The 13,543-nt window shown below is 36.5% G+C and carries 13 protein-coding genes and 3 riboswitches; of the genes, 12 read left to right on the top strand and 1 reads right to left on the bottom strand.

The features are described 5' to 3' along the window. The first annotated feature begins 9 nt into the window (after positions 1 to 9). From T323_RS0111520 to fabG, 12 genes are all read left to right on the top strand, one after another. Complete coding sequence (locus T323_RS0111520) at positions 10 to 630, top strand: HAD family hydrolase (protein WP_026673415.1); 621 nt, start codon at positions 10 to 12, stop codon at positions 628 to 630. A 384-nt stretch (positions 631 to 1,014) separates the two neighbouring features. After that, a complete protein-coding gene (locus T323_RS0111515) occupies positions 1,015 to 1,497 on the top strand; it encodes a hypothetical protein (protein ID WP_026673414.1) in 483 nt (160 codons plus the stop codon). A 458-nt stretch (positions 1,498 to 1,955) separates the two neighbouring features. Next, the gene (gene cntA, locus T323_RS0111510; protein WP_026673413.1) at positions 1,956 to 3,566 is read left to right on the top strand and encodes a staphylopine-dependent metal ABC transporter substrate-binding lipoprotein; all 1,611 of its coding nucleotides are present in this window, start codon (positions 1,956 to 1,958) and stop codon (positions 3,564 to 3,566) included. A gap of 121 nt (positions 3,567 to 3,687) precedes the next feature. Next, positions 3,688 to 4,620 (top strand): nickel/cobalt ABC transporter permease, encoded by a 933-nt coding sequence (gene opp1B / locus T323_RS0111505; RefSeq protein WP_026673412.1) that lies wholly within the window; start codon positions 3,688 to 3,690, stop codon positions 4,618 to 4,620. Then, a complete protein-coding gene (cntC, locus tag T323_RS0111500) occupies positions 4,620 to 5,513 on the top strand; it encodes a staphylopine uptake ABC transporter permease subunit CntC (protein WP_026673411.1) in 894 nt (297 codons plus the stop codon). The genes opp1B and cntC overlap by 1 nt, the downstream gene beginning before the upstream one ends. Beyond that, complete coding sequence (gene cntD / locus T323_RS0111495; RefSeq protein ID WP_026673410.1) at positions 5,514 to 6,323, top strand: staphylopine uptake ABC transporter ATP-binding protein CntD; 810 nt, start codon at positions 5,514 to 5,516, stop codon at positions 6,321 to 6,323. It abuts the gene before it with no gap. Positions 6,324 to 6,325: 2 nt separating this feature from the next. Continuing rightward, the gene (locus T323_RS0111490) at positions 6,326 to 7,072 is read left to right on the top strand and encodes an ABC transporter ATP-binding protein (RefSeq protein WP_026673409.1); all 747 of its coding nucleotides are present in this window, start codon (positions 6,326 to 6,328) and stop codon (positions 7,070 to 7,072) included. Positions 7,073 to 7,102: 30 nt separating this feature from the next. Beyond that, positions 7,103 to 8,287, top strand: a complete 1,185-nt coding sequence (gene cntE / locus T323_RS0111485) for a staphylopine family metallophore export MFS transporter CntE (protein WP_026673408.1) — start codon at positions 7,103 to 7,105, stop codon at positions 8,285 to 8,287. Positions 8,288 to 8,391: 104 nt separating this feature from the next. Then, positions 8,392 to 8,805 (top strand): hypothetical protein, encoded by a 414-nt coding sequence (locus tag T323_RS0111480; RefSeq protein WP_026673407.1) that lies wholly within the window; start codon positions 8,392 to 8,394, stop codon positions 8,803 to 8,805. 36 nt (positions 8,806 to 8,841) lie between these two features. Further along, complete coding sequence (locus T323_RS0111475) at positions 8,842 to 9,291, top strand: hypothetical protein (RefSeq protein WP_026673406.1); 450 nt, start codon at positions 8,842 to 8,844, stop codon at positions 9,289 to 9,291. Between the two features lie 125 nt (positions 9,292 to 9,416). Further along, positions 9,417 to 11,093 carry a long-chain-fatty-acid--CoA ligase gene (locus T323_RS0111470; protein WP_026673405.1) on the top strand — a complete coding sequence of 559 codons (1,677 nt, stop codon included), beginning with the start codon at positions 9,417 to 9,419 and terminating at the stop codon, positions 11,091 to 11,093. Positions 11,094 to 11,128: 35 nt separating this feature from the next. After that, positions 11,129 to 11,872, top strand: a complete 744-nt coding sequence (gene fabG, locus T323_RS0111465; protein ID WP_026673404.1) for a 3-oxoacyl-ACP reductase FabG — start codon at positions 11,129 to 11,131, stop codon at positions 11,870 to 11,872. A gap of 96 nt (positions 11,873 to 11,968) precedes the next feature. Here the strand turns inward: fabG and T323_RS0111460 are convergent, their stop codons facing one another. After that, a complete protein-coding gene (locus tag T323_RS0111460; protein WP_026673403.1) occupies positions 11,969 to 12,619 on the bottom strand; it encodes an adenine nucleotide alpha hydrolase family protein in 651 nt (216 codons plus the stop codon). 126 nt (positions 12,620 to 12,745) lie between these two features. Then, positions 12,746 to 12,896: riboswitch (cyclic di-AMP (ydaO/yuaA leader) on the bottom strand. Between the two features lie 216 nt (positions 12,897 to 13,112). Beyond that, positions 13,113 to 13,260: riboswitch (cyclic di-AMP (ydaO/yuaA leader) on the top strand. Between the two features lie 67 nt (positions 13,261 to 13,327). After that, positions 13,328 to 13,476, top strand: a riboswitch (cyclic di-AMP (ydaO/yuaA leader). The last annotated feature ends 67 nt before the right edge of the window (positions 13,477 to 13,543 follow it).

The following is a 13,543-nucleotide window of genomic DNA, read 5'->3' as shown; positions in this document are numbered from 1 at the left end:
GGAATGTAGATGGATAGTATTATTTTTGATTTAGATGGAACATTATGGGATTCAAGTTCAACGGTTCTCATGGCATGGAATGAAATTTTAAATCAACATCCTAAAGTACAAAAGAAAATTACCCTTGAAGATTTACATGACTCAATGGGGCTCCAAATCCATGAGATTGGACAAAAGTTATTTCCTTACTTGCAGGAAGATGAACGAATAGAGCTGCTACAAAAATGTGGGGAAGTGGAAAACGACTATTTACGTAAGCTTGGAGGAAAGTTATACGACCAAGTTGAACACGTACTTCAAACGCTTTCTAAAAAATATAAGCTTTTTATCGTCAGCAATTGTCAGGAAGGGTATATTGAAGCGTTTTTCCACTTTCATAATGTCGGTAAGTATTTTTTAGATTACGAGAATCCAGGTAGGTCCGGGTTATCTAAAGGAGAAAACATAAAGCTTGTAATGGGAAGAAATCAATTAAACCGTCCGATTTATATTGGAGATACAGAAGGGGATGTAAAAGCAGCCAGATTGGCAAACATTCCATTTGTCTATGCCGCGTACGGATTCGGTGACGTGAGTGAGTCTGATGAAACGATTGAAAATTTTGCTGACTTGTTGGAGTTGTATGGGTAAAGCAAGAGAGGCTTGGGTTAACAGACAACTGTAGTCAATCTCCTAGGTTCGCTATCCTATTTTGTTTTTCATTTCTTTAATATTTTGGTCATGCTACCAAATACTGCCTTGTTGATTCACTCCATGGCTTGTCTTTCTAATTTTACTATTTGCCATTTAGATATTATTTCCAGCAAGGAATTGTTTAATGTCCATTTAGCCATTTTGGTTATTAACTCGTGATTAGGAACTTTTTACTATTAAATTTGTTGTTTAATTCGATAGTCAAATTTGTAGATTTTTGTTGAATGTTAGTTAAGACCTATTTCAATAGTTGAGTTGTTCTATTATAATTTAAAAACGTCATTTCTGTAAATTATATACACAACCAGGAGGAGTTAGAAATTGAGTAAAAAAATTGTATTTTTTTTAGCAGCTTTATTTATACTATTTGTAGCATCTGGATGTTCCATCATTCACACGATTACAGGTAATGTTGGTGAAATGGAAGAATATCTTGTCGATACAGCTGAAATTACCAATGAGTATAATCATTTAAAAGATAAAGTGGAGCAACTTATCGAAACAAATGTCCCGGCTGATACTGTGACGGAAACTGTCATTATACCTACTCTTGAGAGGTTAATTTCTCAATCTCAAGAATACGGAGAAAATATCAGTAATGAGGAATTAAAGGAAATTCATCAACTTTACACTCAAACATATGAAGTTGAGTTACATGCTGAAAAGGAATGGCTAATTGACCTAGATGATCATACATATAATGAGAGAATTATAGAAGTAGTGCAAATGGATGAAGATTATAGAAATAAAATCGAAGAGCTTGGAAAAAAGTGGGGCATGGAAATCGATTGGGATTTATTATAATATTACCTTCCAACCAAGAAGTATAATATGTGTACTGAACTCCACCTTAATTGTTTGAGGCTTGCTAACAATTAAGGCGGTTTTTTATGGGAATATAACATGTCAGCTTGTTCGGGTTTTTTACAAAAAAAAAGACTCGATTAAAAAAAGCAGAGACTAGTAATATGAATGAAATATAAAGTTTTCTAAGGAAAAAGGTGCAACTTTAGGTTGTGCCTTTTTTCTGTCTAATCGATCAAAGCCACCACCAATTCTACAAAAAACAAGAAGAACATAGCTTTTAGCTAAAACAAGACAATTCGACTAGCGTGGAAATCACATGAGCAATAGTGTGATTGTTTAGTCACAAACTCCCATTTAGAGTTCATAGAGGAAAGATTGACAGAGTTGAACAATCTGCTATAATTTACCTTTAATAATAGTAATCATTACGATTTAAAAAAGGTGGAGGAAGTATAGTGAGAAAAGGTTTTGTTACTTTTTTATTTTTGTTTGTATTGTCACTAGGTTTATTGATGGCGTGTACTACAGTAGAAGAAACTGGAACAGATTCAAGTGAAGACGAAAAGTCAGAAATCGTTTATGCCGCTGCAAATGATATTAATGATATGAATCCCCACTTATACACTGGATCAATGCCAGCACAAGGGATGATCTTTGAGTCATTAGTTGAGAATACAGCAGAAGGAATTCAACCGTTATTAGCTGAATCATGGAAAATCTCAGATGACGGAAAAGTATATACGTTTTATTTGCGAGAAGACGTGACGTTTCATGACGGAGAACCGTTTAATGCTGATGCAGTAAAACAAAATATAGAAGCTGTCCAAAGCAATGCGGAACGCCATTCGTGGATTCGGTTATCTACTAAACTTGAAGAAGTAAATGTTGTCGATGAGTATACGGTTGAGTTTATTTTAACAGAACCGTATTATCCAACGTTACACGAATTATCGATGACGAGACCGTATGTATTTATTTCACCAAAAGATTTTATCGACGGGGAAACGAAAGAAGGTGTAAATGGTTATCACGGCACAGGCCCTTACATGCTTAAAGAGCATAAAGTAGACGAATATGCGACATTTGAAGCGAATGAACAGTATTGGGACTGGGAGCCAAGCATTAAGAAAATTACGTCAAAAGTTTTGCCAGCAGGTGAAACGACATTTCTAGCATTGCAAAAAGGAGAAATAAATTTTGTGTTTACGGACGACAGGGGGACAGATAGTTTGAATGTGGAAGCTATGAATCAATTAGTTGAATCTAGTGAATTTCAACTAGTTCGAAGTGAAGCAATGAATACGAAAATGATCGTCGCTAATAGTAGCAAGCATGAGAGTCCAATAGGAGAAACCGCGGTTCGTGAAGCGATTTGGTATGCTATTGACCGACAAACGATTAGTAACACTATTTTTGATGGAACAGAAACAGAGGCTCATACTTTATTTTCACCAAACATTCAATATGCCAATGTAGAGCTTAAAGAGCGAGGTTTTGATTTAGAAAAAGCAAAAGAACGATTAGATGAAGCAGGTTGGACGTTAGAAGAAGGGTCTCATGTGAGAGCAAAGGATGGAAAGAGTCTAGCCTTAACCCTTTATTATGACAGTAATTCTTCTTCTCAAAAAACACAAGCAGAGTTTATTCAAAGTTCATTAGCTGAAATTGGAATGGAAGTAGAAATATACGGAGAGGAATCAACATCAATCTCGAACCGAAGAGCAACAGGGGAATATGAATTACTTTTTAATCAAACATGGGGTCTTGCTTATGATCCGCAAAGTACGATTTCTGCTTTTATGACAGAATCATCTTATCTCCATACAACAAGCGGAATAGCTCAGGCAGAAGAACTATACGACAAGATTGATGAAGTCATGGTTTCAACTGATGAAGACAAACGTAAAGCTCTTTATGAAGATATTTTAACGATCGTTCATAATGAAGCTGTGTTTATTCCTTTAACAAATGGAAGTTTGACGATTATTGCCCCGAAGGACGTAAAGGGAATTCAATTTAAGCAAACACAATTTGAGCTGCCATTTGAACGAATGTATTTTGAATAAAAGTGAAGGGATGTTTCTATTTTTTTGAAAGAAAAGACGCTACGCGTTTTTCTTAAGGGACATCCCAATAGATATGTTCAAGTGATATCTTCCATTACACTTTTATAGAAGGAGTCTGTTGATGCTAGGCTACATCATAAAAAGAATCGTGTTAACAATGCCATTATTGGTTGCGATATCGTTTTTGACATTTGTTTTAATTAATCTATCTCCGTTAGACCCGGCAGAGGTTGTCCTGCAAGCGCAAGGAGTACCTCAAATTACAGAAGAGCTCATTGTTCAAACGAAAGCTGAATTAGGGATGGATAAACCGTTCTTTATTCAATATTTTCATTGGGTATTAGCTAGCCTTCAGCTAGATTTTGGTTATTCGTTTGTAACCAATGATCCTGTTTGGACACTTATAGGCCCTGCATTTATCAATACGTTGAAACTGACGCTCGTATCGTCGGTTGTCATTATCATTGTATCGATTGTATTAGGGGTTGTTTGTGCAATATATGAAGGTAAACTAGTTGACAAGACAGTAAGAGGTTTTTCTTTTATGTTAACGTCAATGCCATCATATTGGTTAGCGACGTTAATGATTTGGTACTTTTCTGTCACGCTCGATTTGCTGCCGACGAGTGGAATGCACTCTTATCAAAGTTATATTCTACCGGTTATCGTCATTACGATAAGTTATGCTGGCATTTACTTTCGGGTTGTTCGTAGTTCTGTATTAAGCAATAAAAATAAAGATTTTGTTTTGTATGCAAGAGCTTGTGGGATAACTGAATCGCGAATCATGCTTCATATTTTGAAAAATTCAATGCAAGTTGCTGTTTCTGTTTTTTGTATGGCCATTCCAATTATTTTAGGGAGCACGGTTGTCATTGAAAACGTATTTGCTTGGCCAGGGTTAGGCAGTTTAACGGTGAAATCAATATTAAGTCGTGATTTTCCTGTGATTCAAGCTTATGTACTTATTTTAGCCGTAACATTTGTTTTGTTTAATATGCTATCAGACATTATTAATGCGGGAATGAACCCGAAACTAAGGAATGACCTATAATGCCATGGATAAAAATAGTAAGCCAAGATAAAGTAACGATGCTATCTTTTATTATCATCATAGCGACCATTGTCATTGGATTGTTTGCCCCTGTTTTTGCTCCTCATGACCCAATTAAAGTTAATATGGCTCTTCGCTATGCCACACCGTCCTGGGAGTTTTTATTAGGAAATGACCATTTAGGGCGTTGTATCTTATCGAGACTCATTTACGGTATTCGACCAAGTGTGTTAGCGGTGCTCGTTGCTCTTCTTATCTCTGTTTTAATAGGGGTAATACTCGGGTTTATCGCAGGTTATTATAAGGGGAAAGTGGACGCTCTTATTATGAGAACTTGTGATACAATGCTTTCTTTTCCAGGATATGTGATGGCCTTAGCTATCGTAGGAATATTAGGTGTCGGCCTTGAAAATATATTATTTGCTTTTATTTTAATAAAATGGGCTTGGTTTGCCCGACTTATTCGAACATCAGTAATGCAATACACAGAGTTAGAATATGTAAAGTTTGCAAAAGCAGCTGGGATGAGCAATACCCACATCATTTACAAACATATTGTTCCTGTAACATTTTCTGATGTTGCGGTTCTCTCGAGTAGTACGATTGGATCGATGATATTACAAATATCAGGTTTTTCTTTTTTAGGATTAGGGATTCAAGCTCCACAAGCCGAATGGGGTATGATGCTTAATGAAGCACGGGAAGTGATGTTTACAAGACCAGAGCTAATGCTAGCACCTGGTTTAGCCATTATTATTGTTGTTTCTGCTTTTAATTTCTTAGCGGATGGTCTTCAAGTTGCCGTTGATCCGACATTGGCGCATTCTAGTAAACAAGAAATAAACACATCTCTTTTTCCTATGAAACGATTGAAAAAAGAGGTGGCGAAATAAATGGAAACTCTTTTAGATGTGAGACATTTAAAGATTGTAGACAGCCGAACACAACAAGTCATTATTAAAGATAGTTCTTTTCAGCTTGAAACAGGCCGATGCCTTGGGATTGTTGGAGAAAGTGGTAGTGGGAAGTCTGTCACTTGTAAAGCGGTGATGAGATTAAATCGGCAATGGCTCCATCAAACAGGAGAAATTGCCTTTCAAGGGTTGGACTTAAATGCGATTTCTGAAAAAGAAATGAGAAAAAAACGAGGCAAGCATATTTGTATGATCGTTCAAAATGGAATGAGTGCTTTTGATCCATCTAGTAGGATTGGGGTTTATTTACGAGAAACAATACAATCACATTATCGCTGGAATAAAACAGAGTGCAAAGAAAAAATGATAGAAGCAATGGGAAAAGTAATGTTGCAACATCCGAGTGACATCTTAAAGAAATATCCACATGAGCTTTCAGGAGGAATGTTACAAAGGATAATGATAGCGTTGGCACTTGTATTAGAACCTGACCTCTTAATTGCAGATGAACCGACAACAGCCCTTGATGCAATTTCACAATATGAAGTCGTTGAGCAGTTTATATTACTGCGGGAGAGAATCGCTTGTTCCGTTCTTTTTATTTCACATGACTTAGGTGTTGTACGAAAAATTGCAGATGATGTTATCGTCATGAAAGAAGGAGAAATCGTAGAGTCTGGAAAGACGGAAACTATTTTTAATGCACCGAAACATGAGTATACAAAATATTTAATTTCTACAAGAGCGGCGTTAAGTGATAATTTCAAAAAAATGATGGGGAGAGCATAGCATTGCTAGAAGTTAAAAATGTAGAAAAGTCATATAAAAGTGGAGTGTTATTTTCAAAAAAAAGCCAAATAGTCATAAAGAATGTTAGCTTTTCATGTCAAGAAGGGGAATGTCTTGGCATTATCGGTGAAAGTGGAAGTGGAAAGTCGACGTTAGGACGGCTAATGTTAGGAATTGAAAAACCAGACCGAGGGAGCGTGTTATTTGAGGGGAAAAACGTCATCGATAGGAAAGTCCGTAGGGGCCATTTAAGTGCTGTGTTTCAAGACTATAAATCTTCCATTAATCCTTTTTTTTCAGTAGAAGATGCGATGTATGAACCGTTACGTTATTGGAAAAAGACTAAACAAGAACACGACATGAAAATTGATAAATTACTAGAACAGGTTGGTTTAAATCCGTCTTATCGGAAAAAGTATCCGCATGAGTTATCAGGGGGAGAAGTTCAACGAGTTTGTATTGCAAGAGCAATATCAACTGAACCAGCATGTATTGTGTTTGATGAAGCGATTAGTTCATTAGATGTTTCTGTTCAAACGCAAGTTCTTGAGTTATTAAAACAAGTAAAACAAACGTATCACTTAAGTTATATTTTTATCACCCATGACGTCCAAGCCGCTGCTTTTCTATGTGATCGGGTGATTATTTTTCGAGACGGACAAATTGAAGAAATCGTTCATCTTCAAAGTTTGAAAGATGTTCAATCGGCTTATGCACAATCTTTGTTGCAAGCCATTATTACATTTTAATGGCTTGTATATGACTGTAGGAGGAGACGGATGGGTAGTAGGGCAATGTCTTGGCCATTTTTGCGGCTGTATGTATTAGTATTTCTCTATTTTAGTGCTAACTCCATGCTGAATGTGATTATTCCCCTTCAAGGAGAATCATTAGGAGCAACGAACGCAACTATAGGTTTGATTATGGGCGCTTATTTATTTACAACGATGTTTTTTCGTCCTTGGGCAGGAAAAATGATTCAAAAGTATGGACCAATTAAAGTGTTACGTATCATTTTAGTTATTAATGGATTCGCTCTCATCCTTTATACGATGACGGGATTAGGAGGATATCTCATTGCACGGATGCTCCAAGGAGTATCAACGGCTTTTTTTTCGATGGCATTACAAATTGGAATTATTGATGCGTTACCTGAAAAAGACCGTTCTCAAGGGATATCTCTTTATTCCTTATTTTCTTATCTACCTGGAATTATCGGACCCCTACTGGCATTAGGGATATGGCAAGGTGGGATGAGTTATTTTACAGTCATAATGGTTGCCATCGCGATGACGACTGGAGTTTTCGGTTATAGTGCGAAAATAGAAAAAGAAGAGACAGAACCAATACCTGCCTCAAATGAGAAGGTTAAAATGTTGAGTTTTTTTGCTCAGTTAATCAAAAATCCATTTTTATTTAAATGCAGTATATTGATGTTAGTATCTTCGATGATTTTTGGAGCCGTCACTGTGTTTATTCCGTTATATGCGATGGAAATAAAAGCAGGAAATGCAGGGATATACCTCATGCTTCAAGCAGCGACTGTTGTATTTGCTCGCTTCACGCTACGAAAGAGGATTCCATCAGATGGAAAATGGCATTCCTCTTTTATTATGGGCACGATGTTGTTGTTAACGGTAGCTGCTCAAAGCATCAGCTTTTCCCTTGTTGGTGGAGCTCTTTTCTTTTATGTTGGAGCCGTATTGATGGGGATTGCTCAAGCTCTTCTTTACCCGACACTAACGACGTACTTGTCCTTTGTGTTACCAAAAGCAAACCGAAATGTTCTCTTAGGTTTATTTATTGCGATGGCTGATTTAGGAGTGTCGTTGGGAGGCGTCATTCTGGGGCCAATAGCGGATCTTTTTTCTTATTCTGTTATGTATATGATTTGTGCAGGTTTAGGGGTTATTATGTTCTTTTTTGCTTATGAACGGAAAAAAATAAACAAAATGGTTGCCTAAAAAGAAGAATTCCACCTTTTTAGGCATTCTTTTTTTACTACATCATCAACTGGTAAAACATGTTAACATTAAAGAAGAGAGAATGTGTAAAAGGAGCTGAATGAATGACTTTTATGAACTGGACAACAGAGCATATCATTCTTTTTTGTTATTGCCTATTGTTAATGTGGAATTATATAAGTAGCTTACTAGAATACAAAAAAACAAAACAACAATTAAAAGAACTCGAAAATTCAGAACTCCAATCTGAGCTTGAATTGATTCCAAAATGGCGACTTTTCGCGATGAAGGTAATTGGTGCTTTTATTTTCAAATGGATTATTTTTATCATTGCTTTTGTACTGATCGGTAATGTACTTTTGCTTATTGTCGCTGGTATTCTTATCGTTTTACGGGTGTATATTATGTACCACACGTTAACCGAATTACAAAAGACAAAATTAGATTTATATGTATTATTGGGAGAAGCCATGTTTACAGCCATCTTTATTGTTTATTATTTTGGATTTGTTCTTTAATTGGCTTTTTTAAAATAAACTATGGGGGAAAGAAAAATGAGAAAAAAGATAATGATGTTTATGGTATTCATGGTTTTGATAACAACTCCCGTCCAAGCATTAAGCTGGGCATATCCATTTGTAGTGTGGAACGGGAATGTATATCAAGTGACAGGGGAAGAAGTGGGAGAAAGTTTCATCGGTCAACAAATCGGCAAAGTAACAACAAAACCAAACGATATGACAGGAAGATATTATGGTAATGCTTCGAATTCCTATCCGAAGGGAACGAAATATTATGAGATTGAAGGAATAGAAACGAATGAAGCGATTGCGGTGGAAGAGAAAGCAGGAGCATGGTTCAAAGCTGTTTATGAAAACAAAGCCCCGTTTCATCTAATGAATGTAGTATATAGTCCATATTTTTACGTCGTTTTGTTGTGTATGGGAGTTATGATTTTATTATCTATCTTTAAAAAAAGGAGAGTGGTAATAAATAAGAGTTAAATAAAGGAAGTTCTATTATTCTAAAAAATGAAAAAGTTCTCTTTCAATCTGAATGCGCTTACATTATAATAGTAATAAAGTTGTGAATGGTTGTTCATTCACTCTATATGAAGGAGGTATTGTTAATGGTAGTAGCTGACAAAGTGTGGAAGACTCAGTATCCGAAAGAAATTCCAACAACGATTCAATATCCTGAAACTTCTCTTGTTTCTTTCTTAGAAAAAGCCTACAAGAAAAACCCTGATCAACGAGCCATTTTATTTATGGGTAGTACGTTAACCTATAAAGAACTTTATGAAAGTACGGTTAAACTAGCAAATGGCTTAAAAGACCTAGGGTTACAATCGGGTGACCGTGTATCGATTATGCTACCGAACTGTCCTCAAGCGGTAATTAGTTATTATGCTGTTTTAATGGTTGGCGGTATTGTGGTGCAAACAAATCCACTGTATGTAGAGCGGGAATTAGAGCATCAGCTCAACGATTCGGGTGCAACCTTTATGATTGCTCTTGATTGGGTGTATCCAAAGATTGAGAAAGTAAAAAAAGTGTCAAAGTTAAAAAAGATACTCATAACTAGTTTAAAAGATTATTTACCGTTTCCGAAAAATCTTCTTTTTCCGTTAGTAGCAAAGAAAAACGGGATGAACACAAAGGTTCCATATTCAGATGAGATTCTTTCGTTTACAAAAGTGATGAAAGCAGGCTCCCCAACGGCATTATCTATTGAAGCGACACCGGACGATGTTGCGATTTTGCAATATACAGGTGGAACTACTGGACTAGCAAAAGGAGTTATGCTCACTCATCGGAACTTAATTGTAAACGTTGTTCAATGTAATGAGTGGTTATATAAATCTGAATACGGTAAAGAAAGAGTGCTTGGTATTGTTCCGTTTTTCCATGTGTATGGAATGACAGTTGTCATGAATTCAAGTATTTATATGGGATCGACCATGATTCTCTTACCAAAATTTGACCCGAAAACGTCATTAAAAACGATCGATAAGGAAAAGCCAACTTTATTTCCAGGGGCACCCACGATGTATATTGGCTTATTAAATCACCCTGACATTAGTAATTATGATTTATCCTCCATTAAAGCATGTATTAGTGGTTCAGCGCCGTTACCTATCGAAGTACAGCAGCAGTTTGAAAAGATTACAAAGGGAGTTCTTGTAGAAGGGTATGGCTTAACAGAAACATCTCCAGTTACACATTGTAATTTCGTCTGGGGTGGTGACCGAGTGACAGGAAGCATCGGGGTACCGTGGCCAGATACAGATGCCAAAATCATTTCACTTGATACGGGGGAGGAAGTTGAATCGGGTCAAGTTGGGGAGCTTATTATTAAAGGGCCACAAGTGATGAAAGGCTACTGGAACCGCCCAGAAGAAACAGCTCATACGATTCAAGATGGATGGCTGTATACGGGTGATATGGGATATATGGATGAAAAAGGGTATTTTTATATCGTTGACCGGAAAAAAGATATGATTATAGCAGGTGGGTTTAATATTTACCCACGTGAAATAGAAGAAGTTCTTTTTGAGCATCCAGCAGTAATGGAATGTGTTGTTATCGGTGTCCCAGACCCATATCGAGGCGAAACCGTGAAAGCTTTTATCGTGTTAAAAGAAGGCGAGCAAGTATCTGAACAAGAGTTTGATACCTATTGCCGTGAAAAACTTGCCGCTTATAAAGTACCAAAGAAATATGAATTCCGTGAAGAGCTGCCAAAAACTATGGTAGGAAAAGTATTACGTAGAGCACTACGAGAAGAAGAAAAAAACAATCAGTAAAGGTGAAAGTCTTTGTGAAGTACGGAGGAATTGAGATGGGAAAGTTACTAAATAAAGTTGCAGTCGTAACAGGTGGCGCCCAAGGCATTGGCGCTGAAATTGTAAAAAGATTAGTCGAAGATGGTGCCCGTGTAGTCGCCCTTGATTTGAATGAAGAAAAGCTCAAACAAACAGCATCTCAACTTGATGAAACAGGTGAAACTGTTATTCCAATGGTTTGCAATGTAGCTGATAGAGAAAGTGTAGATGATGTCTTTGCTACAATCTATGAAAAGTTTGGCAAGGTTGATATTTTAGTAAACAATGCAGGAATTACGAGAGATGCGTTTTTTCATAAAATGACAAAAGACCAGTGGGATTCGGTTCTTGATGTGAACTTAACGAGCATGTTTCATACATGCCAAGCCGTTATTCCAAACATGCGCGCACAAGAGTATGGGAAAATCGTTAATGTATCCTCGACATCAAGCTGGGGCAATATGGGCCAGGCAAACTATAGTGCATCAAAAGCTGGTGTTATTGGGCTAACAAGAACATTGGCAAAAGAAAATGGCTTAAAAAACATTACAATCAATGCGATTGCGCCAGGTCAAATCGATACAGAAATGACACAAAATATGCCAGAAAATATTAAAATGATGGCACTCATGTTAACGCCAGCTGGCCGTGTAGGTGAGCCAGCAGAAGTTGCTTCAGTCGTGTCTTTTCTCTCGTCGGATGATTCTAGTTTTGTGAATGGAGAATGCATTAGTGTCAGTGGTGGATTTTTGATGGCGTAAATGACTTTGTTTTACATTGTCATTATTTTTCCTTTATCGACAATGTTTTAGTAGGGCTCCCAATGGAAAAATGTCATTGGGAGCTCATTTTTATTTTTAAGAGGATGAAACGTCTAACTCTTCGGCAATGTCCTCATTATTTACGGTGCCATTTCTTACTCGGATTACTGTAAAGTCAGTTTCATTTCGAATAACAAAAAAACCATTTTCAAAGTCGGTAGAACTCTCTTTGAAAAAAATTCCTTGAATTAAGGGGTGTAATGGTTTTTCAAATGATAAAGCATAGCCTTCTTCACTTTTACTCAAAAAGGAAGGAACCCCTTTATCATGAGATTCGGTTTCATAAAACCACTCTCTGCTCACTTCGACAACATGAATATCAACAGATGAAATTCTTTTAAGAATACTGTTAATTAATGGTTCTTTCATTACATACTCAAATCTAGATTGGATAGCCTGACCTAAGACAATTTGAGTAATATTATATTCGTTTGTTACCTCACAAACAGAAACGGCTACATTTTTTTGTTCGTACCGTATAATGAAGGATAAACGATATTTATCTGCCAAGCTTTCGTAAAAAACTTTCAATTGAACTTCGTTAAAACTCAAGCGATCTGGTGAGTTAGGGGAAACAAATAATACATAACAATTTCCGGAGAAAGCGTCTGCTAGAGTTTTGCCCCTTTGGATTAATTTTTCCGCGTGGTTTGGATTACTAACACAAACTAATATATTTTCTACCATATCAAGTTACCCCTTTGCTAATCATTTTAATTTGTACGTTAACGTCCTTAATGAAAAAGCATAACCTAGCAAAAGAAAGAAGACCTCCTCAAATAGAATGGTCTTTTTTGTGATAGACCCTTCTCTCGGTTCGATTATAACGCTTACGAGGTTAGCTGTCGGGTTAAGGATTGAGAGTACCCTTTCTACATTGTAGATTCACCCCAAGGAAAAGAGTTTCATAGCTTTTCCATATTTATTGGTTCCCCCGCTCAAATAGATTCAGCGAATTAAGGATGGTATATTTTGTTAGTGTTTTTATGAATATTAATCTAATGCTAAGTGCTCCGATTGTCAACATTTTTTTTGGAAAAAGAAAATAAAAAATTTAAAAAGCTCAGTTATTACTTATTTATATAGAGATGAATTTTAGTAAAAGGGTGTAAAAAAAGTCTAAAAAAGTTATTGACAAACGATTTTGGTAGGAGTAACATTCATTTCAGAAATTCAAATATATACCATGTCGCTGAATTCGATAGAAGCGGGGGAACCATATTTGTAACAAATATTGTTACTGGGGTGAGTCTTAACGCCGTTAAGAGGGGATACTCTTTAGTCCCTAATCCGACAGCTAACCTCGTAAGCGTTTAGAGAGGGGAGAATGAATGAGCAAGTAAGTTGTTTTACTCAGTGAAGGATAATTGTCTTTCAAATCTTTTGATAAGTGAATAATGGAAATCGCTGAATTCAATATGAAGCGGGGGAACCAATTTTGTAACAATTCATGTTACTAGGGGTGAGTCTTAACAGAAGTTAAGAGGGGATATTCTTTAGTCCCTAATCCGACAGCTAACCTCGTAAGCGTTTGGAGAAAAATCCGTGTTAGCATGGTTTATTAGTCATGCAAAAAACTACGAAAATTTCTCCTTTCGTAGTTTTTTTTGT

Origin of the sequence: Alkalihalobacillus bogoriensis ATCC BAA-922, assembly GCF_000621445.1 — a bacterium.
GTDB classification, from domain to species: Bacteria; Bacillota; Bacilli; order Bacillales; family Bacillaceae_F; genus Bacillus_AO; species Bacillus_AO bogoriense.
The sequence above is the reverse complement of the archived record's forward strand: the minus strand, read 5'-3'. Positions and strand labels throughout refer to the sequence as shown.